This is a genomic window from Nocardiopsis ganjiahuensis DSM 45031, from assembly GCF_000341085.1.
Lineage (GTDB): Bacteria > Actinomycetota > Actinomycetes > Streptosporangiales > Streptosporangiaceae > Nocardiopsis > Nocardiopsis ganjiahuensis.
The window spans coordinates 57,787-80,590 of sequence record NZ_ANBA01000014.1 but is presented as its reverse complement, the minus strand read 5'-3'; the positions used below and the strand labels follow the sequence as shown (position 1 = coordinate 80,590).

The window sequence follows — 22,804 nt, the reverse complement described above, 5'->3', positions numbered from 1 at the left end:
AGTTTTCCCGATGTCGATGAACGGTGCCCCCTCCCGGGTCACTGTTCACAGGTCAGCAGCACTTTGACGAGACCGTGACCGGAGGCGGCCAAGGTTCAGTGGCCCCTCGCGGGTCGTTCCCTGCTGTACTACCCGACGTCGGACGCCTCTTAGACCAGAAAACACGTTTGCGCCCACATGCCGGACAAGCGTGGAGCACTCCCCCGAGTACGGGCGAAAACCAAGACATGCCCACGTCAGGAGGGATTCCCTCCGTGTCCACGCCCGGGGAAGCATACCCACCCCGGGTCGACGCTCGTGACAGGGGTGGGCGTGTCTTCGGACACGTATAGATACCACGAAGCGGGGCCGTATGCAGCTTCACCCTCGTTACCGGTGACACTCGGGCCCTCCGTTCCCCTATCCCGGGGGTACGGGAAGGCACACGGTGATGACCAGACCGCCGCCCGCGCGGGGCCAGGCGGTCACCACGCCCTCGTGCGCGCGCACCACCGAACGCACGATGGACAGGCCCAGGCCGGCGCTGCGGCCCGAGCCCACGCGGTCGCCGGAACCGCGGCGGAACGGCTCGAAGAGCCCTTCGATCTCGTAGGCCGGGATGACCTTGCCCGAGTTCTCCACCTGGATCGCGGGCATGCCTTCGTACATGCCGCTGCGCACGGTGATCTCGCCTTCCTTGACGTTGTACTTGAGGGCGTTCTCCACCAGGTTGGCGACGAGGCGCTCCAGCAGCACGGGGTCGCCGATCACCGGTGCCGGGCGCAGGTCCTGGCGCAGCGACAGTCCCGACTGGTCGATGTCGCCGCTGAGCTGGCTGAGCACCGTCGTGGCGACCTCGCTCAGGTCGACCCTGGCCTTGACCTCGAGTTCGCGGTCGGTCTTGGCCAGGAAGAGCAGGCCGTCGATGAGGCGCTCGTGGCGGGCGTTGGTCTCCAAGAGGGTCTGGCCCACGGTCTTGAGGTCCGGTGAGACCTCCGGGGCGCCCAGGGCCACCTCCAGGAGGGTGCGGTTGATCGCCAGGGGCGTACGCAGCTCGTGGGAGGCGTTGGCGACGAAGCGCCGCTGCCCGTCGAAGGCCCGGTCGAGGCGTTCGAGCATGCCGTCGAAGGTGTCGGCGAGTTCACGGATCTCGTCGTCGGGCCCGGACAGGGCGATGCGTTCGTGCAGGGAGCGTTCGGAGAGCCTTCGGGCGATCCGGGTGATCTTCTGCAGGGGTGACAGTGCACGGCCCGCCACGGCGTATCCCAGTGCCACCGCGAGCAGGCCCACGAGGAACAGGGCGAGCAGTGAGAAGCGGGTGACGTGGGTGAGGACCTGCTCGATGTAGTGGCTGTTCTCGATCAGCTCGGCGGGGCTCTCCTCGGCGAGGAGGGCGTTGAGCAGGACCGCGACGACCAGGTAGTTGACCAGGACCAGCAGGGAGCCGGCCGCGAAGAACAGCATCCCGTAGATCAGGGTGAGGCGGGCGCGCAGGCTGATGTTGTCGGTGAAGCGCCGGACCGTGGCGTGGGCGGTGGAGCGTTCGGCGTCGGCCCCGCCCGGGGCGACGGAGTTCAGGCTGCGCCAGGTCCCGGTGTCCCCGGGGCGCGTGGGTTCGACCTGTCCCGGCTCTGGACGCTCCCCCGGTCTCACAAGCGGTACCCCGCCCCCGGGACGGTCTGGATGACCGGAGGGTCACCGAGTTTCTTGCGCAGGGTCATCACGGTGACCCGGACGACGTTGGTGAAGGGGTCGGCGTTCTCGTCCCAGGCCTTCTCCAGCAGTCCCTCGGCGCTGACCACGGTTCCCTGGGCGCGCATGAGCACCTGGAGGACCGCGAACTCCTTCGGGGTGAGCGATACCTCACGGCCGTCGCGGTGAACCTGGTGGTTGGCCGGGTCCAGGGTGATGCCGCCCCGCTCCAGCACCGGCGGCAGCGGGGGCGCCGAGCGTCGGCCCAGGGCGTGCACCCGGGCGATGAGTTCGGCGAAGGCGAAGGGCTTGGCCAGGTAGTCGTCGGCCCCGATCGTGAGCCCCTCGACCTTGTCCTCGACACCGTCGGAGGCGGTGAGCATCAGGATGCGGCCGTTGTAGCTCTCGTTGACCAGGGAGCGGGCGACGTCGTCGCCGTGGGTTCCGGGGAGGTCGCGGTCGAGGACGACGACGTCGTAGTCGTTGACCGCTGTGTACTCGAGGGCGGCGTCCCCGTCGTAGACGACGTCGACCGCCATGGACTCCCGCCGCAGTCCGACCGCCACTGTGTCAGCCAGGACCCGTTCGTCTTCGACCACGAGTACGCGCAACGTTGTCCTTCTCAAGCATCGGTGTCTGGAAACAAAAAGGGGGCCGCTGCCGGCGCATCCCCCAACACACCGGCAGCGGCGTTCTTGGTCCCGGCCGCGTCAACCGTTCTCTCACAGTGGGAGTAAGGAGACGGTAAACCCGTGTGGGCTCCGGGGGGAGCCCCTCTCTCCTCGCCCCCGTGTGGCACGGGCGCTGGACCGGGAGCTTCGCAACTCCCCTACGCACGGGGTGGCCGCCGCCGACGAATCCCCCAACCGTCGGCGACGGCTCAACCCCGCACATCTCAAATCTGACACATCAAGAATAAGAAACAAGTAAGCACAAGCCCTGTTCGGGAAATGTGTCTTGTGACACTCTTTTCGATCGCTTGCCCCGAGTGTTCGTGTCGGTCGGACGCGCACCCCCCACGCGGTCCCGCGGCCCCTCCCGACGGGCCGCTTTCCATCCTGCGGAAGCGGGCCCCACCCCCGTGGAAAATTACGGAAGGATCACGCGCGGGGGGGCGGTGGTTTGACGTGGCTCACAGTGCGGTAGAGGTAGGAGACGCACGCGTGGACACCGGGCACCGCCCCGGACCGCGACGAGCACGCATGTCACAGGGTCGTGACGACTTCGATTCGTGCGGACGCGCAGGCGTGCGCATACGGATGTACACCGGGGCATCGACATGTCCCGGTGCCTACCCCTGGAAGAGGTGCAATGGGCGAGTTCATGGCGGAGATCAAGGTCCGTATCAGCGAGACCTACCGGTCGCTCGAGTCGGCGCAGGCCGCCGGGGACGACTTCCTTGCCGACACCCATGCGTCGGAGCTCGAGGATCTCTACCGCATCGCTGCCCGCAACGGCGTCGACACCCACTGCTGACCGGAGCGGCCGACGCTGTCCCCGCCCCTGAGGGGGACGGGGACTTCTGACGCCGAGGCGGGGCGGGTACCCCAGGGATCCCGACCCCGCCTCTCCTGTACCCCGAACACCGACCGTGCCCCGGACACCGACCGTGTCCGGGGCACTCGCATGTCCGCGCGGGGCGCGGCTCAGGCGTCGGTGTCGGCTCCGAGCGGGGCCAGGAGCGCGTCGAGCTGCTCGTAGAGGCCGGGGCGGGCGACGATCACCAGGTCGTTGCCGGGCGGACCGCCGTGCAGGCCGCCCACCCGCAGCCCGGCCTCGCTGGCGACCAGGCCCGGTGCGGCCCAGTCCCACAGGTGGAGGCCCCGCTCGTAGTAGGCGTTGTAGCGCCCGGTGGCCATGCCGGTGATGTCGACCGCGGCCGAACCGCCCCGGCGGATGTCGCGGATGTGCGGGATCACGCCGGTGAGGACCCTGGCCTGCTGGAGGCGGCGCTCGGGGAAGTAGCCGAAGCCGGTGGCGACCAGGGCCCGGTCCAGCGGAACCGCCTCCGGGGCGCGCAGGGCACGGCCGTCGAGCCGGGACCCGCCGCCGAGGACCGCGTCGAACATCTGCCGGTGGAGGGGCAGGTGGACCGCGGCCGCCACGACCACACCGTCGATCTCCGCACCGACGGCCACACCCCAGTCGGGGCTTCCGTACAGGTAGTTCACGGTGCCGTCGATGGGGTCGACGACCCACCGCACCCCGCTGGTGCCGTCGGCGCCGCCACCCTCCTCACCGAGGACCGCGTCGTCCGGCCGGGCCGCGAGCAGCCGGTCCCGGATCAGGTCCTCGGTGGCGCGGTCCATCTCGGTGACGACGTCGGTGGGGCTGGACTTGGTCTCCAGGACGGTGATGCCCTCCTGCCCCTTGGCCGCGAGCTCCCCGGCCTCCGCCGCCACCGCGACGGCGAGGTCCCGCAGCTTCTCCGGGTCGTGTGGGGACTGGGTGGTGCTCACTGGTGCCCTTCCGCTCGTGGCCGCCAGGCGCGGTCGTGCCTGGACGCTTCCGCCAACGAACTCTACGCCGCGCCCCGGCCGCCGCGGCGTGTCAGGGCCCCGGGGCCGGGTCGGTGCCGCCGGCCCGCGGGGAGCGGGCAGGTCGGCGGCGGGCGAACCCCGGTGCGTGTTCGGAGCGCAGTCCCAGGCCGATGAGGCGGGCCGGCACCGCGGTCAGGAACGGCAGGTGCTCCACCAGGGCCAGCACCGGCCGGGGCGGCCCCAGCCTCCTGCCCTGGATCATCGGTTGTGCCAGGAGCTTCTCCATGACCCGTTGCAGGAGTTGGACGACGACGGTCGGCAGGAGCCTGCGGCGCCGTACCCGCGCCAGGGCGCCCGCGTCGGCGCGGCCGGCCCTGAGCGGCCCGGCCAGCAGGGTCGCCGCCGCGACCGCGTCCTGGACGGCGAGGTTGATGCCCACTCCGCCGATCGGGGACATCGCGTGCGCGGCGTCGCCGATGCACAGCAGCCCGTCGGTGTGCCACCGGCGCAGGCGGTTCAGCCGCACGTCCAGGTGCTTGACCTGGTCCATCGACTCCAGGGCGCCGACCTGGTCGGGGAGTTCCGGGAGGAGTTCGGCGACGTCGGCGCGGAACGCCTCCACTCCCCGGGCGCGCAGCTCCCGGTCGGTGCCCTTGCGACCGATGTAGGCGACCTGGAGGAAGTCCTCCCTCGGGATCACCACGAGGAACCGGCCCAGCCCGACCCGCGGGGTGAGTGCCGTGACGTGCTCCGATGCTCCGGGCAGCCGGAACCACCAGGCGTCGATGCCCACGGGGAACTCGCGGGGGACCAGCCCCGCCTCCCGCCGGACGAGGGACCCTCGGCCGTCGCAGGCCACGGTCAGGTCCGCGCGGATCTCCCCCTCGCCTCCCGGCCCCCGGTACCGGGCCCCGACCACGCGACCGCCCTCGCGGAGCAGCCCCGTGACCTCGGTCCCCGTCCTCAGGGTGAAGGCGGCCTCCTCCCCGGCCGCGGAGGCGAGGAGGTCGAGCAGGTCCCACTGGGGAACCATGGCGATGTGCCGGTACGGGCCGGGCAGCCGCCGGAAGTCGGCGACGGTCACGACCCGTCCCCCGCCGAGCGGGAAGGCCACCCGGTCCAGGGCGCTCTGCGGCAGTGCGGCGAACCGCTCCCCCAGGCCCAGTTCGTCCAACAGGCGCACGGTGGAGGGGTGGACGGTGTCGCCGCGGAAGTCCCGCAGGAAGTCGTCGTGCTTCTCCAGCACGGTCACCGCCACACCCGCACGGGCGAGCAGCAGGCCGAGCATCATGCCGGCGGGTCCGCCGCCGGCGATCAGGCAGGTCGTGTGTTCGGTCATCGGGAACCTCCCGTTCCAGGAAAGGCGGGGCCGTCCCTGTTCAGTGCGGCGGTTCGGTCGCCACGGCCCGGAGGAAGGCGTCGCTGAACACGGCGCAGGTCCCTTCCAGGTCGGGAAAATCGACGTCTGGTACCCCCGCCAGGGCCGGGCGGAGGGAGAAGTGGACCACGACGGGCGAGAGCAGCTGCTGGACGAGCAGGGGCAGGGGCAGATCGCGGACGCGCCCGCCGGCGACCTCGCGGGACAGCCAGCCGCCCATGACGGACAGGGCCCGGGGGAGGAAGCGGGTGGCCATCAGGTTCCGGGTGGGACCGGTGGGCCTGGCGAACACGTCCGCGATGAGTGCCGGCATCACCCGGGGCTCGCGGACGAGGGTGCGGGCGACCAGCAGGTGGACGCCGTGGACGGTGGCGGACAGGTCCTCGCCCGCGTCGGCGAGGTAGGCCTCCAGGCCGGGCAGAGGGCTGTGCCGTTCGAAGATCTCCGCCAGCAGGCCGTCGCGGGAGCCGAAGGCCGCGTAGACGCTGTGCACCGAGCAGTCGGCGGCTACCGCGACCGCCTCCGCGGTGGTGGCGGCCAGACCCAGCTCCCCCATCATGCGGGCCCCGGCCTCGGCCGCCCGTTCCCGGACGGGCGGCCGTCCGCCCGGATCGACTCCGGCCGCACGGACCGCCTCGTCGAGCACCCCGCGCGTGCCTCCGAGGCGGCGCAGGAGGGTGCTGCGGGAGACACCCGCCTCCCGGGCGATCTCGACGAGGGACACGTCGGCCACGTCCTTCCCCGTCCGTTCGGCCGCGCGGATCGCCGCGCCCACCAGATCGTCCGGGACTCGTGCGTGCTCGAAATCTGACATCAGGGCCAACATAGGCCGTAATCGAGTATCAGACAAGGATCTCAGCCGGTGAGCCCGTTCAAGTAGCGACGGCCCCGTCCCGGAACCGGGTCGACGAGCTCGTCCCCGCCTGCCGTCGGGGTCCGGGCCCGGTGGCACCGGACCCGGACCCCGACGGATCCGCCTTCGACGAGCCGGCCCGCCACCGGGGGCCGACCGGCTCTTCGGCCCTAGAGCAGCTCGGGCTTGATCCACTCCTTGCCGTGGACGTGGTGGTCCAGGAAGGCGTAGACCGTCTCGTACCAGACCTGGGCGTTGCCGGGCGTCAGGATCCAGTGGTTCTCGTCCGGGAAGTACAGGAACTTCGCGTCGACCTCGTGCAGGAGCAGGTCGCGCCACAGGCGCAGGCCCTCGCCGATCGGCACCCGGTAGTCCTTGTCACCGTGGATGACCAGCATCGGGGTGCGGATCTTGTCGGCGTGCAGGTGCGGCGAGTTCAGCTGGTAGCGCTCCGGCTGGGCCAGCGGGGTGCCGAACTCGCTCTCCCACACCGGCGGGTAGTCGGTGGTGCCGCTGAACCCGTCCAGCTGCCACAGGGAGGCGTGCGAGACGATCGCCTTGAACCGGTCGGTGTGCCCGGCGATCCAGTTGGCCATGTAGCCGCCGAAGGAGCCGCCCATCATGGCGGTGCGTTCGGCGTCGATGTCCTCGCGGGCCTCGGCGGCGTCCGTGATCGACATGACGTCGGCGTGCGTGCGCGGACCCCACTGGCCCCAGGCCCGGCGGAGCATGTCCTGGCCGTAGCCGGTGGACAGCGCGGGGTCCGGGAGCAGGACGGCGTAGCCGCGGGCGGCCAGCAGCCACGGGTTCCAGCGCCAGGACCAGCCGTTGAAACTCATGTAGGGGCCGCCGTGGACCCAGAGCATGAGCGGGGCGGGGGACGCGGCGGAGGCCTCCTCGGGCAGCACCAGCCAGGACCGGATCCGGGTGCCGTCGTCGGCGGTGGTCTCGACCTCGGTGAGCGTGCCCGGCATGGTCAGCTCGGACCCGGGGGTGCGCAGGTAGGTGGGCCGGCCGTCGGTGGCGTCGGCGTCCAGGCGCACCGGAGCGGGCGGGGCGTCCCAGGCGTCGCGCAGCGCGTAGACGTGGCGGCCGTCGGGGGACGGGTTCAGCGCACTGTAGGCGCCGTGGTCGCCGGTGATCCGGGTGAGCGAGCCGGTGGCCAGGTCCAGGCGGAAGACCGGGCGGCGGCCGTTCTCGTCGGCGATGAGGAAGACCGTGCCGGAGTCCGCCGACCACACGTAGCCCCGGGGCCAGAGCTCGTGCTCGGGCAGCAGGTCGCGGCCCTCGCCGGTGGCCAGGTCGGTGATCCACAGCGTGGCGTTGCGGGGCTCGCCGTCGTAGCTGCCCTCGTCACTGGCGGAGACCAGGACCTTGGTGCCGTCCGGGGAGACCAGGGGCCCGTCGAACTCGAACCCCGCGTCGGGGCCGCCCGCGACGGTGCGGCGCTCGCCGGTGGCCACGTCGATCGCGACGACCTCGTCACGGCGGGCCCCGCCGGAGGTGGGCACGGCCCAGCCGGTGAGCAGGGTGGAACCGTCGGGGGTCAGCGCCGGGGAGGCGCCGAGCAGGGACAGTCCGGCGTCGGGGGTGAGGTCCCGGGGCTCGCCGAGGCGGGCGTCCTCGTCCTCGGGCGGGGTGGCCGTGAAGACGCGGGGGTGGTCCGGACCGACATCGCTGTCCCAGGAGCGGACCGGCAGGGCCTCGTGGAGGATGGCGGTGACCCCGGCCTCCTCCCGGGCCTTCCTGGCCTCGGTGTCGGCCTCGTCGTCCTCGGACCCGGGCAGCACCTTGCCGGTGAAGGCCACCAGGCCGGAGTCGCGGGCGACCGTGAAGGCGCCCACGCCGCCGGGCCGGGAGGCGACCTGGCGGGCCTCTCCGCCGTCCGCCGGCAGCAGCCACAGGGCGGACTTGGGCTTGTCCTCGTCCTTGGCCTCGGGGTCGGCCCGGCCGGTGGTGAAGAGCACCGATCCGTCGGGGAGGAACTCGACGCCGGACTCGCCCTTGGTGGAGCGGGTCAGGCGCCGGGGTGCGCGCCCGCCCTCGGACTCGGGGGCGGTGTCGATCTCCCACAGGGCGCTGCGGAAGGACTTGGCGTCGGGGGCGATGTCGCTCACGGGCGCGACGAGGCGGGTGCCGTCCGGGGACAGGCGCAGCCCGTTCACGCGGCGCAGGCGGACGTACTCCGGCAGTTCATACCAGGAACGAACCAAGACAAAATCTCCTGAAACCGTCGACTTGTGGTCGGAGCCGACCCTATCGGTCCTGGTGACCCGGGTCACTACCTCTTTTTTCGTTTTCCCACCTCAGAGGGCGTCAACATTGTTGACCCAGACCTGGGTCGTTCGCCGAGCGCGAGGGGATCGCGAGGACCGGGGGGTACCTCGCGCTCGGGACCCGGGTCAGGGCCGGTCAGCGCTGCTTACAGCACCGGCCGCCGCTCTCGGCGCAGCGGGGCAGGGAGCTGAGCCGCCGCTCATCGGTGCGCCCGGTGTACTCGCGCACCAGCTCCGTCACCATGGACACGAACGCGGGGTGCGTGCCGGGGCTGAGCGCGCGCTCGTAGCCGATCCCGAGCTTGTCGGCGGTCTCCCTGGCCTCCACGTCGAGGTCGAACTTGACCTCCATGTGGTCGGAGACGAACCCGTGCGGAACGACCACGACGGCGGGCACGCCCTCGGCGGCGAGCTGCTCCATCCGGTCGTTGACGTCGGGCTCCAGCCAGGGCTGGCTGGGCGGACCGCTGCGGCTCTGGTAGACGAGCTCGTAGGGGTAGGCGCGGTCCAGGCGCTCGACCACCAGGCGGGCCACCTCGGCGAGCTGGGCCCCGTAGGCGCCCTCCGGACCGAAGCCCTGGTCCGGGCCGCCGCTGGCCTCGGCCATGGCGGTCGGGATGGAGTGCGCGGAGAACAGCAGGCGCACGCCCTCTCGCTGGTCGGCGGGGAGCTTGTCCAGGGAGTCCTGCGTGTACTCCGCCAGGGGCTCGACGAACCCGGGGTGACTGTAGAAGGGCCGGATCAGGTCGACCTCGGGGGCGTCCTCGCCCAGGTCGGCGAGGGCCCGCTGGATGTCCTCGTGGTAGGCGGTCCGGCTGGACCAGTTGCAGTAGGCGGAGGTGGGCAGCGCCAACACGCGGCGCACCCCCTCCTCCTTCATCTTCGCGAGGGTGTCGGTGAGCATCGGCTCCCAGAACCGGTTTCCCCAGTAGATCGGAAGGTCGATGCCGTTGGCGTCGAAGTCGGCGGTGACGGCGGCGAGCAGGTCCCTGCACTGCTGGTTGATCGGGCTCACTCCACCGAAGAGGAAGTAGTGCTCACCGACCTCCGCCAACCGTTCGCGGGGGATGTTGCGCCCGCGGGTGACGTTCTCCAGGAACGGGATGACCTCGTCCTCGCCCTCCGGGCCACCGAAGGAGATCAGCAAAAACGCGTCGTAAGGCCTCATGTACTTCATGAAACCAGCTCCCCGGGGCCTCCTCGATCCGACCCCGGGCCATGTCGTGGGACTTTCGTACCTTCCGTGACCAGGGCCACTTCCGCTCTGGCCACACAAGTGACTGATCGGTAATGTCGCGACATGACTGATGTGTTGTGGCACACCTGGGCCGACACCCACCAGGCCCGCCCCCGCCGTACGGCTGCCCCCAACAACACCGGCGAGGTCGTCGCCGAGATCACCTCCGCAGCCGCCGAGGACCTGCGCGTACGCATGGTCGGCTCCGGCCACTCCTTCACGGACGTGGCCATCACCGACGGCCTGCTCCTGGCCCCCACCTCCCTGACCCGCGTGCGCTCGATCGACCCCGGGGCGGGCACCGCCACGGTCGAGGCCGGGCTGCCCCTGTGCGACTTCAACGACGCGCTGGCCGCGCACGGTGTGGCACTGGCCAACATGGGCGACATCGCGGTGCAGACCGTCTCCGGGGCGGTGCAGACCGGCACCCACGGCACCGGTCGGGACGCGGGCGGTCTGGCCAGTCAGGTCGTGGGGCTGGAAATGGTGCTGGCCGACGGCTCCGTGGTCGAGTGCTCGGCCGAGCGGGACCCGGAGCTGTTCCACGCGGCCCGCGTGGGGCTGGGCGCCTTCGGTGTGGTGACGGCACTGACCATGGCGGTCCGCCCCGCGTTCCTCCTCCACGCCCGCGAGGAGCCCATGCCCCTGGACGAGGTGCTGGAGCGCCTCCCCGAACTGCGCGCGGAGAACGACCACTTCGAGTTCTACTGGTTCCCCCACACCGGGAACACCAACACCAAGCGCAACAACATCTCCCAGGGGCCGGCGGCTCCGCTGTCGGGCTTCAAGAGCTGGCTGGACGACGACTTCCTGTCCAACACCCTCTTCGAACGGATCAACCGGGTGTGCCGCCGCTTCCCGGCGGCGGTCCCTGCGGTGAACCAGATCAGCTCGCGGGCGCTGTCCGCACGCACCTACACCGACGTCTCGCACAAGGTGTTCACCACGGTGCGCGACGTGCGGTTCGTGGAGATGGAGTACGCGATCCCGGCCGAGCACCTGGCGGACGTGCTGCGCGAGGCCCGCTCGATCGTGGACCGCGGGGACCACCGGGTGAGCTTCCCCGTGGAGGTGCGGTTCGCCCCGGCCGACGACGTGTGGCTGTCGACCGCCTACGAGCGGGAGAGCGCCTACGTGGCGGTGCACATGTACAAGGGGACACCCTACGAGTCCTACTTCGCCGACCTGGAGGCGGTCTTCACCTCCGTGGGCGGGCGGCCGCACTGGGGCAAGATGCACACCCGCGACCGCGCCTACTTGGAGAGCGTGTACCCGCGACTGGGCGACGCGCTCGCGGTGCGGGACCGGGTGGATCCGCAGCGCCGCTTCGGCAACGCCTACCTGGACCGGGTCTTCGGCTGACCGACCCGCTCAATACGACGGACCCCGGCCCTCGGGAACGCGGGGCCGGGGTCCGCTTCGCGTGTCCTGGGAACCGCGCCTCCCGGAGGGGCCGTGCGTCCTGGAGACGGTGTGCCCCAGGGACGGTACCTCCCGGCGAGGGTGTGCCACACGGACGGTAGGCCCCGAGGGCCGCTGTCCGTCCGGGGCTCAGCCGGCGGGGGCCGGGGCGGGTTCGGCCGGGGCGTCGCCCTCGGGCTGGTTCTCCTGGCCGGTGTCGGGCGCCTCGCCACCGCCGCCCGGTTCCACCGGCTCCTCTTCTCCGCCCGCAGGCGGATCGGTCGGCTCGGTCTGTCCGCCGCCGGGAACCTCGGGCTGGGGCTCGACCGGGGGCGCGGTGGGTTCGGGGTCGACCGGCTCGTCGGTCCCCTGTTCCCGGATTCCGGGGTCGTTCTCCCCCTGGGGCCGGTCCTCCCCCTCGGTCTCCGGGGCCTCCTCCTCGACCTGTTCCGTGGTGGAGTGACCGCCGAGCAACGAGGGCGAGGTGGACTCGTCCTGCCCCTGGGTCCAGGCGGTCAGCGAACGCCCGGTCAGCAGCTCGAAGGCCAGGATCACCAGCATGACCAGGGTGAACACCACAGCGGCGGAGATGACGGCGGTACGCCGACTGCGCTTGGGCGGCTCGGCTCCGGTCCCCTCGCCCAAGCCGTCCACGTCCTCCCCGTGGCCCGTGTCCCCGTGCCCCCTACCGTCGGGTCCGTCACCGACCAGGGGCATGAGCTCGGTGGCGTCGGCGGCCGGTCCGCCCACCACCGTGGGGTCCTCGGGGTCGCCGAAGCCGTGCGCGACCGTCCGGCCGGGCAGGTCCCGCCCCACCACGGGCATGGCCATCGTCCGGGTGGCGTCGGCGTCGGAACCGAAGGGGGTGCGGGCGTCGGGGTCCGCGGCGCGGGTGGCGCCGGTGTCGAGCCCCACCTGGTCGGCGTTGGCCTCGGCCTCGACGAGGGCCTGCGCGCCGGCCTGTCTCGCGGCCTTCTTCTCCGCCAGTTCCCTGGCCTGCTCGCTGCTGCGGGTGATCCAGTGCTGGATCACCGGGGCGGCGGTGGTGCTGAGCACGGCCATGACGCCGGTGCCGATGACGGTCCCGTAGACGTTGAGGTAGGAGGCCAGGGTGGCGGCGGTCAGAGTGGCGACACCGGCTCCGGCGACCTGCGCCACGCTCAGGTCGATGCGCTTCTTCCTGCTCTTGTCCTCCTCCGCCTCGGACTCGTCCCCGTGATCGGGTCTTGGCATCGTGCCGTCCCCCTTCGTCGGCCGCGCTCGGGCGCGGCGGGGCTCCTGGTCGTGGGATGGGCGTGTGGTGGGGCAGACACTCCCGCAAGCCCCAAACATCACAAAACGCCCATCAATGGAGACTTCACCATAAGGGGGACTGGCCGCTGATAACGCCATGAAATTAGAAGGATCACTGTGTGGCATCCAACGGCGTGTCGAGTTGCGGATGGCAAGGGGCATCATGTTCGGACCTGGCCCGAGATCGGAGTTTTTCCCAGGCCTGGGGTGATTCGGGGCACCCGGGATACCATCACGGCGGAGCCTTCGTACGGGATCGGCGACATTCCCCCACGATCGCTCCCGGTCGCGGAAGGTTCAGCGTGTCAAGATTGGCACCGGAAGCGACCATAAGAGCCCCGGAACCCCGGGGCGGCTCCCACCGTGGTGCCCACCACGGGCCGGGAGGCGGGCACAGTTCGGACATGCCGGGCGCGGTACTGGCCGAACAGTTGTCGGCCGACCAGACTTGGAGAACGCGGGGGACGGTCTGCCCGGACCGACCTTCGACGGGACGCGAAAGGGAGGGCGATGCACGAGCTTCGCCTCGTGGCTGTGAGTGAGGACGGCACCTACCTGGTGCTCGCCAGCACCGGCCGTGGCACCCGCTTCATGCTGCCCGTCGACGACCGCCTCCGTGCCGCAGTACGCGGCCAGTTCTCCCGGCTCGGCCAGTACGAGATCGAAGTGGAGAATCCGTTGCGCCCCAAGGAAATCCAGGCCCGCATCCGGTCCGGCGAGACCGCGGAGGCCATCTCCGAGATCTCCGGGATACCCATCGAACGGGTTCGCTGGTTCGAGGGACCCGTCCTCCAGGAGCGCGAGTACATCGCGCAGCAGGCCCAGCGCGCCACCGTGCGCTCACACGGCGACGCCGCCCCGGGCCCCTCCCTGGAGGAAGTGGTCACCAAGCGAATCGGTGCCCACCAGCTGGAGACCGGCGACGCGGTGTGGGACTCGTGGAAGCGGGAGGACCGCTCCTGGCAGCTCAAGCTCGTCTTCCTGCACGGCGGCGACGAGCGCGTCGCCCACTGGCTGTACGAGCCCAGACACAACAGCGTCACCCCCGCCGACGAGGAGGCCACCCGGTTCTCCTCCAACGAGCCCCTGGACGCGGTCCCCGCAGCCGGGGCGAACGTCACCCCCTTCGCCCCGCGCCGCAGCGAGGCCACCACCGATTTGCCCCGCCTGGACGCACAGTCCGCCGCCGAGCGACGTCCTGACCACGTCGCCCCGCGCCGCCTGTCGCCCGCGCAGGACACGCCGTTGGACGAACCGCTGCGCCCCGTCGCCCGCCGGCCCGAGACCGACCAGTTCGGCGTCCCGCTCCGCGAGGAACGCCACCGGCAGGAGCCGCAGCACCAGGAGCCCCCGCACCGCAGGCCCCTCGAACGGCCCAGTGAGAGGTTCGCGGAGCGGCGGAACGAGGCACCGCCCGCGGCGCCCCGGCCGGAGACCCCGCGGCCCGCCGCGCCCCGGCCCGAGCCGGTCCACCAGCGGTTCGCCGATCCGGCCGAAGCGCATCCCGCACGTCCCGAGCACCAGCAGTACGAACCCCGCCGGCCCGAGCCCCAGCGGCCCGAGCCCCGCAGGCACGCCTTCGAGGAGACCGAGCCCGCCGCCTACGAGACCCCGGAGCGCACCGAACCGCGCCAGCCCGAACCCCGGCAGAGGCCCGAACCGCCCGCCGCACCGGACTGGCTGGACACCCGGCCCGCACCCGCGCCCGCTCCCCAGGCCGAACCGGAGGAGGCGGCCCCGGACACGGAGGACCCCGGGCAGCAGCGCCCGCGCCGCCGCCGCGCCACCATCGACCTCACCGACAAGGGCACTCCGCGCCGCGCCGCCGAACAGCCGCCCACGGCCCCGGCGATTCCGGCAGCGGCCAACGGCTCTCCCAGCGGCGGCCCGGCCAAGCGCAAGGGCCGGGGGCGCCGCGCCTCGGTGCCGTCCTGGGACGAGATCATGTTCGGTTCGAAGAAGAACGAGTGAACCTCTGAGCGCCCCGGCGCTTCGGACTCGGGGTCCGGAACGCCGGGAGCAGTGACGACAGGGGAGGGCGGTCGCCGTGCGCGACCGCCCTCCTTGCGTTCCCGGGGGTTCTCCCCCGCCCTCAGGCCCGGTCGCCGTCCCGGTCCCGGCCGTCCTCGTCCGTGGCCAGGAAGGGGCGGACCATCTCGGGGGTGATCCGCGCGGCGAAGTCCACGGACTCGTCCAGTGAGGCGTCCATCGCGGTGTAGCCGCCCTTGCCCGCCCCCACGGTGACCTGGAGGTCGGCGAGGGAGGACCGGCGCTGGAAGAGGGTCTGGGTCCAGGTCCAGCCGATCACCGCCGACCGCTCCACCGTGGCCTGTGAACGCGACAGCGAGCCCGAACGCACACTCACGCGCTCACCGTCGTAACCGTGCCCCAGTGAGCGGTAGCGGTCGACACCGAGCGGAACCCCCAGCAGGGCCAGGATCCCGGCGACCACCGCCAGCCAGGTGACGTCCAGGACGGCCGCCGCGGCCGCCACCCCGGCGAAGGGCAGCACGGAGCGGATCAGGCGCCGGTACAGCGCCGCCCGGGGGTGGCGGGTCAGCGGCCCCCGGAACAGGGCCAGGGCCCGGTCCACCACCGGTTCCACCCGCGACCGCGGACCGACCGGCAGCAGGACCGCGCGGGTGGCGGCGTCCCCCAGGCCGGTGACGATGGCGCGCAGCCCCACGGCCCCGCGAGTGCGTTCGAGGGGGTTGTCCAGCAGTTCGTACCCGCGGATGCGCCGCTTCTCCAGGGTGACGCTGCGCCGGGTGAACAGGCCGCGCTCGGCGACCAGGGAACCGTCCCGGTCCCGCAGGGAGAACCCCCAGTGGGTGAGTGCGTAGGAGACCACGGCGAACACCGGCATCAACAGCACCAGCACTGCGACGGACACCGTCCCGAAGAGGACGAGGAAGGCCCGGTCGGCGGTGGTCACCCAGTCGACGAAGAAGTCGGTGGCCATCTCCCCCGCCGACTGCTGGACCATGCCGAACAGGGTCGCCAGGACCACGAACGGGGTCAGCAGGTACCCGATGCTGAGCGCCCCGTACAGGTACCAGCTCCCGGGCATCGTGAAGTGGGTGACGGTGTCGTCGGCGCCGTCGGTGTCCTGGGCCGCGGTCGGGACGGCGCCCGCCGGGAGCGGGGACCCGGCGCCGTCGCGGCCCTCGGGCCCGGAGGTGCCTGATCCCCCGGGGCCGCCCCCGTCCCGGACGTCCTCGCCCTCCCCGGTGTCCCTCTCCTCCCGTACGCCCTGCCCCTGCGGCGTACCCCGTTCCGTGAGCACGGCCTTGCGGTGCAGCAGGACCCGGCGCAGCCGCTCGGCCTCCTCCGCCGAGACGGCGTCGAGCTTTCCGTCCTCGGTGTCTCCGACCGAACCGGCGGCCGCCTCGATCCGGACCACGGCCACACCCAGCATCCGGTGCAGGAGGGTGCTGGTGACGTCCACGCCCCGGACCCGTTCCAGCGGGATGGTGCGCCGCGAACGCCGGATCAGGCCCTTGCGGATCTCGATCCGCTCCTCGCCCACCTCGTAGCGGAAGGTCTTCCACGTGACGAGCCCGCCGATGAGGAGCGCGACGACACCCAACCCGGTGGCGGTCAGCAGCCAGGGGTTGAACCCGCCGACCACCAGACCGGCGAGGACGGGCAGCAGGAGGCTCCTGAGCTGGTTGATCGGCCCGACGACCATGCTGCGCGGGCTGAGCTGGTGGGCGCTCTCCTCGCCGAAACCGACGACGGGGGCGTGGGCGCCCCCGGAGTCCTCGCCCCACCAGGAGCGGGGCTGCCCCTCGGTGGAGGGCTGCCCCTGGGCCCGGTCACCCCCGTCCGGGGGCACGTGGTGCCCCGGATGCGGTGGTCTGCCCTGCGGGGCCCGGGGCGCGGTCCCCGGTCCCGGTTCGGAGGCGGGCGGGGACCACTGGCCCGTGTGGGGCTCGGGCAGCGCCCCGGAGGGGGTGCTGCCCGGCGCGACCCAACCGCCCGCTCCCCCGTCACCGGGAGCGTCCGGCTCGGAGGCGGCGGGGCCGGAGCGGTCCGGGTCGGGTTCGTGCTGTCCGTGCTCTCGGTCCATCAGGTCGCGTCGTCCCGCAGGGTCCCGGCGCGCACGGCCAGCTCCTCGCTGAGCCTGCGCGCCTCTTCGGAGTCCAACCCCTCGATGGTCGAGGAGCCGGCGTAGGAGGCGGTCTGGACCTTCAGCGTGGCCACGTCGAAGATCCGCTCCAGCCAGCCCTGGGTGTGGTCCACGGTCTGGAGCCGGTTGACCGGGACCAGCTGCCAGGCCCGGCTGATCCACCCCACCCGGGTGTAGATGACGTCGTCGCCGACCTCCCAGCGGTGGACCCGGTAGCGCCAGGACGGCACGATCGCGATCTTGGCCAGTGCGTACACGGAGTAGGCGACCGGCAGCATCCAGGCGTTCTCCGAGACCCGGTCCGGAATCCATCCCCAGGGGGCCGAACCGGCGGCCCAGGCGATCAGGCTCAGCACGACCAGGTTGAAGACCGCCCCGAAGAGCAGCCGCAGGGTCCACACCCCGATCGCGCGTCCGCTCACCCTCCGCAGCGGTGGCCGCAGTCGCGCGACCCCGGCCGATCCGGGCGGTTCAGGGGACTCCCCCGAAGGAGGAATGGCGTCGTGGGGCGGGGTGTTCATCACGTGCACGAGTGTAGGGCTTCACCCCCTGACAAGCGTGTACGCGGATGCTGTCAGGAGGGGGCGAACCGGTCTGTCAGCGTTCTGTCAGTGCAGGTCGGCACACTTGGGGACAGACGTTGAAACGGAGGATCACATGACTGACGCCATCCGCGCGGAGGGTCTGGTCAAGCGCTTCAAGGGCAAGACGGCCCTTGACGGCGTGGACCTGACTGCCAAGTCGGGAGCCGTGCTGGGCGTCCTGGGGCCCAACGGGTCCGGGAAGACGACGACCGTCCGCATTCTCTCCACACTGCTCAGACCCGACGCGGGCCACGCCACCGTCGGCGGCTTCGACGTGGTGAGCCAGCCGCACGAGGTCCGTCGCCAGATCGGCCTGACCGGCCAGTACGCGGCGGTCGACGCCGAACTGACCGGTACCCAGAACCTCGTGCTCATCGCCCGCCTGCTCGGGTTCGGCCGCACCGACGCCCGGGCCAGGGCCAAGGAGCTGCTGGAGCGCTTCGGGCTGTCCGACGCCGCCGACCGCCCCGCCAAGACCTACTCCGGTGGCATGCGCCGCCGCCTGGACCTGGCGGCGAGCCTGGTGGGCCGCCCCGCCCTGCTGTACCTGGACGAGCCGACCACGGGCCTGGACCCGCACAGCCGCATCGGCCTGTGGGAGGTCGTGCGCGGGCTGGTGAGCGACGGCGTGACCGTGCTGCTCACCACCCAGTACCTGGAGGAGGCCGACCAGCTCGCCGACGACATCATGGTCCTGGACCACGGCCGGGTGATCAGCCGGGGCACCCCCGAGGAGCTGAAGAACCGCGCGGGCGACCAGGTGCTGCAGCTGCGCACCGTCGACCCCGCACAGCTGCCGCTGGCCTCGCGGATCGTCGAGGCCGTCACCAGCACACCGGTGACGACGGACGGGCTGCTCGTCAGCGTCCCGGTCACCGACTCGGGCGTCCTGCCCGAGACCGTGCGCCGCCTGGACGAACAGGGCGTGGCCGTCGCCGAGCTCTCCCTGCGCAGGCCGAGCCTGGACGAGGTCTTCCTCGCCCTGACCGGCCACACCGCCGAGGACGAGACCGCGGGCCGGCCCGCGAACGAAGGGATCTCAGCATGAGTGCCGTGACGACCCGGCCGAGGTCGGCACCGCGGGGAGGCGAGCTGGTGGCCCCGGTTCGCATCACCCCTCTGACCGCCGTCCAGCACGGGCTCCAGCTCGCCTGGCGCAGTGTCCTGAAGATCAAGGCCAACCCCGAAGAGGTCTTCGGGCTGATGCTGCAGCCCGTGATGTTCGTGACGCTGTTCGTCTTCGTCTTCGGACAGGCGATGATGGGCGACTGGCAGACCTACCGCGACTTCCTGATGCCCGGCATCATCGCGCAGTCGGTCATCTTCGCCACGATGGGCACCGGATTCAGTCTGAGCCAGGACGTGGAGAAGGGGATCTTCGACCGGTTCCGGTCCCTGCCCATCGCGCGTTCGGCTCCGCTGACCGGCGCGATCCTGGGCGACCTGGTCCGCTACTCCATCACCGTGGTCATGGTGATGCTGGTGGGTCTGGCGATCGGGTTCCGTCCCGAGGGCGGAGTGGGCGGTGTGGTGGTCGCCAGCGCGCTGGTGCTGCTGTTCGCGTTCGCGCTGTGCTGGATGTCGGCCTTCGTCGGCATGATGGCGCGCACACCGATGGCCGTGCAGTCGTTCGCGATGATCCTGCTGTTCCCGCTGACCTTCGGCAGCTCGGCGTTCGTCTCGCCCGACGACATGCCTGCCTGGCTGGCCCCGATCGCGGCGAACAACCCGGTGACCCACGTGGTGGACGCCATGCGCGCGCTCATGCTCGGCGGAGACGCCGCCGGACCGGTCGCCTGGACCCTGTTCTGGAGCGTGGTGATCACGGCGGTCTTCTTCCCGCTCGCCGTGTGGGCCTACCGCCGCCGGACCTGACCCCCTCGGCAGGACCGGGCCGCGGGCCCCGCCGCGGACGTCGGCGGGGCCTGCGGCCCGCGGCGGTTCGGTACCCGATGGCCCGACCCGATGACCCGGTGCACCAGGTTCCGGAGCGCCGGACCCGGTGCCCCGGCCCAGTGCCCCCGAGCCCGGGGCGTCCGTTTCCGAGCACCGGATTCACTGCGCCCAGCCGCCGAGCTCGACGTCCTCCGGCACGATCGGGGCGAGCCACTCCGTCACCCGTGCGCGGGCCTCGCCCAGCCCGGCGCGCTCCGCCTCGGCCGACAGCCGCGCGAACCCCTCGGCGCCCAACCGCTCCCCCAGGCGCTCGCGCACCCGCCGCACCTTGGGTGTGACGGTGTCGGTGATTCCTCGCAGGACGGCGGAGTAGCCGATCATGCGCGCGGACAGCTCGGGGTGCTCCTCGACGAGCAGGAGCGCGAACGTGTCCAGGACCTCGGCACTGACCGTGGGCTGCCCGGCCAGGGACAGCCACCAGGCCCGGCCCGCGTCCTTCCAGGCCCGGTCGGCGTCGCCCTCCTCCCAGGCGAGTTCGGCCGACAGCAGCCGCCAGGCGGGTTCGATGTAGGCCGGGGCGAACCCGCCCAGCTTCGCCACGAGCGGCTCGGTCTCGTCGATCAGCCGCCGGGCGTCGGCGGACAGGCCCGCCGCGCGCAGCCACATGACCTGGGTGTGCCGGAACGTCACCAGGTGCTCCTTCTCCGGTGAGCAGCCCATGGCCTGTTTCAGGTCCTGTTCGGCAGCGGCCACGTCGCCCAGGTCGATGAGGATCTGGGCCCGCCGGGCCCGGAACACGGCGGCGATGCCCTCCAGCCCGCCCTCCTCCGACCGGGCGACCCCGTCGGTGATCAGCCGCAGGCACTCCTCGAGATCCGTGAAGCGGGTGACGTCCGCAAGTTGCAGGAGCGCGTGGCACTGCCCCCACACGTCCCCGATTTCCTCCAGGGCCGCCAACGCGGTCGCGGCCCGTTCCGAGGCCAGGCGCGCCTGCCCGAAGACCCCGTCCAGCAGGGCGAGCATCAGGTACGTCATCGCCCGGGTCCAGGAGTCGGTCTGCCCCTGGACGCTCTCCTCCAGGCGCGCGCGGGACCGGCTGTCGGGGTCGCCCTCGGCCATCGCCCGGTAGACGAGGCAGAGGATGAGCACGGGGTGGTCCTCGAAACGTCGGCCCGCGGCCTCCAGTACCTCCTCCACCCGGCTGATCCGCGCCATGACGGCGTCACGGCCCAGCTCCATCTCCCCCGCCAGGTGGAACAGGCAGCCGGCGTATCCCACCTCGTGTCCGATCGGCGGCGTGTCCCCCACCAGCTCCAGGATCTGGTGGGACCAGCGGTTGACCTGCTGCCAGTGCTCGTCCAGGGTCCAGTACCACTGGGAGTGCTCCATCAGGTCCAGGGCCAGGGCCGCGTCGCGGCGGTCCAGTGCCCAGTGGAAGGCGGCCACGCAGTTGTCGGTCTCCGCTCCGAGCCGGACGAGCCAGGCGCGCTGTTCGGGGCCGCGCAGTCCGGGGTCGGCCCTGCTCCACAGGTCACACGTGTAGCGGGCCTGTGCGTCGCGGACCCGCTCTTCCTCGCCGCTGTCCGTCAGCCGCTCGAGGGCGTAGGCGCGGACCGTCTCCAGCTGCCGGTAGCGGGGAGGAGCGTCGTCACGGCTCGGGTTCTCCGCCACCACCAGGGACTTGTCCACGAGGGCGAACAGGACCGTCCACACGTCGTGTCCGGCGACGGTGCCGAAGGGGGCTTCGGGGTCGGAGCCGACCTGCTCGACCGCCTCCAGGGTGGCGCCGCCGGGCAGGACCGCCAGGCGGCGCAGCAGGCGGCGTTCGGGTTCGTCGAGCAGTTCCCAGCTCCAGTCGACCAGCGCCCGCAGCGTGCGGTGGCGGGGCAGCGCGGAACGGCTTCCGCTGGTGAGCAGGCGGAACCGGTCCGAGAGGCGGCCGGCGAGCTGGGCGGGCGACATGGCCCGGAGCCGGGCCGCGGCCAGTTCCAGGGCCAGGGGTACACCGTCCAGCTCACGGATGATGCGGACCACGTGGGCGACGTTGTCGGAGTCGACGGTGAAACCGGGCAGCACCGCCTCGGCGCGTTCGCTGAACAGGGTCACAGCCGGGTAGGCGCGGGCCTCTTCCACACCGGCGCGCTCCGGCGGCAGGGCCAGCGAGGGCACCGGCAGGAGGCTCTCGCCCGCCACCCCGAGCGGTTCGCGGGAGGTGGTGAGCAGGCGCAGGTTGGGGCAGCGGTCCAGCAGGGTTTCCACCAGGCGGGCGGCGTCGGCGACCACGTGCTCGCAGTTGTCCAGCACGATCAGGCCCGAACGCTCGGACAGGAAGGAGACGACCCGTTCCAGGGGCGGTTGGGGCGCGACGGCGGCGCGCGCCTGGAACACGGCGTGCCCGCGCAGCTCCAGGGCGGTCGCGACCGCGTCGGCCAGGTCGGCCTCCGGGCTGACGGGGGCGAGGCCGACGAACCAGACTCCTCCCGAGGCGAGTTCGGAGGCGTCCTCGGCCAGGGTGGTGGCGGCCTCGACCGCCAGACGGGTCTTGCCCGCGCCGCCCGGGCCGGTCAGCGTGACCAGTCGAGCGGTGGACAGCCGGGTGACGGCGGCACCGACCTCGGCTTCGCGGGGCACGAAGCTGGTCGGGTTCCGGGGCAGGCGGACCACCTCGGGCGGTGGCGGGGTCCTGTCGGGGGCCGGCCCCGTGGAGGCGAGCTCCCCGCGCAGCACGCGCAGGTGGACCTGGCGGAGGTGGTCGGAGGGGTCCAGGCCCAGCTCGTCGGCGAGCCGTGTACGGAAACCGTCGTAGACGGTGAGGGCGTCGGCGGTGCGCCCGTTGCCCGCGAGGGCCCGCAGGAGCAGTTCGACGGGCCGCTCGCGGTGCGGTTCGCCGGCGGCCAGCGCCTCCGCCTCGGGCAGGGCCTCCACGAAGCGGCCCAGGTCGAGCCGGGCCTCCAGGTGGTCCTCGCGCGCGGTGCGGTGGGCCTCGGACAGGCGCAGTGCGATGTCCTCGGCCACCCCCCGGGCGGTGAGGTCGGGCAGGGCGGGTCCGCGCCACAGGGCGAGCGCGGCCGACAGCGCGCGTTCGGCCTCCTGGGGACGTCCGGCCAGGAGCCGCTCCCGCCCGTGTCCGGCCAGGTCCTCGAACTCGTACAGGTCCACCTGTCCAGGGGCGACCTCCAGCCGGTAGCCGGAGGCGTCGCCGTGGACCCGGACGTCCTCCCCCAGGGCGCGGCGCAGCCGGGAGGCCAGTGCCTGGAGGGCGTTGCCCGAGGCGGCGGGGACGGCGTCGCCCCAGATGGCGTCGGTGAGCTGTTCGGTGGCCACCTGCTGCCCGGGGCGGAGCAGAAGCAGGGTCAGGAGGGCGCGCAGGCGGGCGCCGCCGATGGTGATGGGCTGCCCCGAGGCGTCGTGCACCTGCAGGGGGCCCAGAATAGAGAACCGCACCGACCCATGATCGCCGATCCGTCGGGGAGAAGGCCCGTGTGGACGGGTGTCCGCGTCGGCGTGACGCGGTTGCGCCGCTGGTCCGCAAGTCCCGTGGGCGCGGCCGATCGCAGTAGGGTTCGCTCAGGACCGTGTTCCGGTACCCGTCGAGGTGCCTGC

Annotated in this window: 16 protein-coding genes; 5 read left to right on the top strand and 11 right to left on the bottom strand. The window is 72.1% G+C overall.

Going from position 1 to position 22,804, the window contains the following annotated elements:
* Positions 1–399 precede the first annotated feature (399 nt).
* Positions 400–1,632 carry a sensor histidine kinase gene (locus D458_RS0120130; RefSeq protein WP_017588538.1) on the bottom strand — a complete coding sequence of 411 codons (1,233 nt, stop codon included), beginning with the start codon at positions 1,630–1,632 and terminating at the stop codon, positions 400–402.
* Positions 1,629–2,282 carry a response regulator transcription factor gene (locus D458_RS0120125; RefSeq protein WP_026119507.1) on the bottom strand — a complete coding sequence of 218 codons (654 nt, stop codon included), beginning with the start codon at positions 2,280–2,282 and terminating at the stop codon, positions 1,629–1,631. Before D458_RS0120125 ends, D458_RS0120130 begins: the two co-directional genes overlap by 4 nt.
* Before the next feature lie 700 nt (positions 2,283–2,982).
* Between D458_RS0120125 and D458_RS37030 the strand changes: the two genes are divergently transcribed.
* On the top strand, positions 2,983–3,147 hold the full coding sequence (locus D458_RS37030) for a hypothetical protein (RefSeq protein ID WP_017588536.1): 165 nt from the start codon (positions 2,983–2,985) through the stop codon (positions 3,145–3,147).
* 170 nt (positions 3,148–3,317) lie between these two features.
* On the opposite strand, the gene D458_RS0120115 is transcribed toward D458_RS37030, so the two are convergent.
* From D458_RS0120115 to D458_RS0120095, 5 genes are all read right to left on the bottom strand, one after another.
* Positions 3,318–4,130 carry an inositol monophosphatase family protein gene (locus D458_RS0120115; protein ID WP_017588535.1) on the bottom strand — a complete coding sequence of 271 codons (813 nt, stop codon included), beginning with the start codon at positions 4,128–4,130 and terminating at the stop codon, positions 3,318–3,320.
* Positions 4,131–4,221: 91 nt separating this feature from the next.
* Positions 4,222–5,490 (bottom strand): FAD-dependent oxidoreductase, encoded by a 1,269-nt coding sequence (locus D458_RS0120110; protein ID WP_017588534.1) that lies wholly within the window; start codon positions 5,488–5,490, stop codon positions 4,222–4,224.
* 40 nt (positions 5,491–5,530) lie between these two features.
* Complete coding sequence (locus tag D458_RS0120105; protein WP_026119506.1) at positions 5,531–6,343, bottom strand: TetR family transcriptional regulator; 813 nt, start codon at positions 6,341–6,343, stop codon at positions 5,531–5,533.
* 209 nt (positions 6,344–6,552) lie between these two features.
* Positions 6,553–8,595 (bottom strand): S9 family peptidase, encoded by a 2,043-nt coding sequence (locus D458_RS0120100; RefSeq protein WP_017588532.1) that lies wholly within the window; start codon positions 8,593–8,595, stop codon positions 6,553–6,555.
* A gap of 199 nt (positions 8,596–8,794) precedes the next feature.
* Positions 8,795–9,826 carry a ferrochelatase gene (locus tag D458_RS0120095; RefSeq protein WP_040702618.1) on the bottom strand — a complete coding sequence of 344 codons (1,032 nt, stop codon included), beginning with the start codon at positions 9,824–9,826 and terminating at the stop codon, positions 8,795–8,797.
* 132 nt (positions 9,827–9,958) lie between these two features.
* Here D458_RS0120095 and D458_RS0120090 point away from each other — a divergent pair, with 132 nt between their 5' ends.
* Complete coding sequence (locus D458_RS0120090) at positions 9,959–11,257, top strand: D-arabinono-1,4-lactone oxidase (protein WP_026119505.1); 1,299 nt, start codon at positions 9,959–9,961, stop codon at positions 11,255–11,257.
* Positions 11,258–11,446: 189 nt separating this feature from the next.
* Here the strand turns inward: D458_RS0120090 and D458_RS0120085 are convergent, their stop codons facing one another.
* Positions 11,447–12,529 (bottom strand): hypothetical protein, encoded by a 1,083-nt coding sequence (locus D458_RS0120085; protein ID WP_017588529.1) that lies wholly within the window; start codon positions 12,527–12,529, stop codon positions 11,447–11,449.
* A 570-nt stretch (positions 12,530–13,099) separates the two neighbouring features.
* Here D458_RS0120085 and sepH point away from each other — a divergent pair.
* The gene (gene sepH / locus D458_RS0120080) at positions 13,100–14,560 is read left to right on the top strand and encodes a septation protein SepH (RefSeq protein WP_017588528.1); all 1,461 of its coding nucleotides are present in this window, start codon (positions 13,100–13,102) and stop codon (positions 14,558–14,560) included.
* Positions 14,561–14,681: 121 nt separating this feature from the next.
* Here the strand turns inward: sepH and D458_RS0120075 are convergent, their stop codons facing one another.
* Together D458_RS0120075 and D458_RS0120070 are read right to left on the bottom strand one after the other, a co-directional pair.
* Positions 14,682–16,661 (bottom strand): PH domain-containing protein, encoded by a 1,980-nt coding sequence (locus D458_RS0120075; protein ID WP_017588527.1) that lies wholly within the window; start codon positions 16,659–16,661, stop codon positions 14,682–14,684.
* Positions 16,661–17,242, bottom strand: a complete 582-nt coding sequence (locus D458_RS0120070) for a PH domain-containing protein (protein ID WP_193374635.1) — start codon at positions 17,240–17,242, stop codon at positions 16,661–16,663. The genes D458_RS0120075 and D458_RS0120070 overlap by 1 nt, the downstream gene beginning before the upstream one ends.
* Positions 17,243–17,378: 136 nt before the next feature.
* On the opposite strand from D458_RS0120070, the gene D458_RS0120065 reads away from it, so the two are divergent.
* The gene (locus D458_RS0120065; protein ID WP_017588525.1) at positions 17,379–18,353 is read left to right on the top strand and encodes a daunorubicin resistance protein DrrA family ABC transporter ATP-binding protein; all 975 of its coding nucleotides are present in this window, start codon (positions 17,379–17,381) and stop codon (positions 18,351–18,353) included.
* Positions 18,350–19,180 (top strand): ABC transporter permease, encoded by an 831-nt coding sequence (locus D458_RS0120060; RefSeq protein ID WP_026119503.1) that lies wholly within the window; start codon positions 18,350–18,352, stop codon positions 19,178–19,180. The genes D458_RS0120065 and D458_RS0120060 overlap by 4 nt, the downstream gene beginning before the upstream one ends.
* Before the next feature lie 180 nt (positions 19,181–19,360).
* Here the strand turns inward: D458_RS0120060 and D458_RS0120055 are convergent, their stop codons facing one another.
* Positions 19,361–22,645, bottom strand: a complete 3,285-nt coding sequence (locus D458_RS0120055) for a BTAD domain-containing putative transcriptional regulator (RefSeq protein WP_026119502.1) — start codon at positions 22,643–22,645, stop codon at positions 19,361–19,363.
* Between the last annotated feature and the right edge of the window lie 159 nt (positions 22,646–22,804).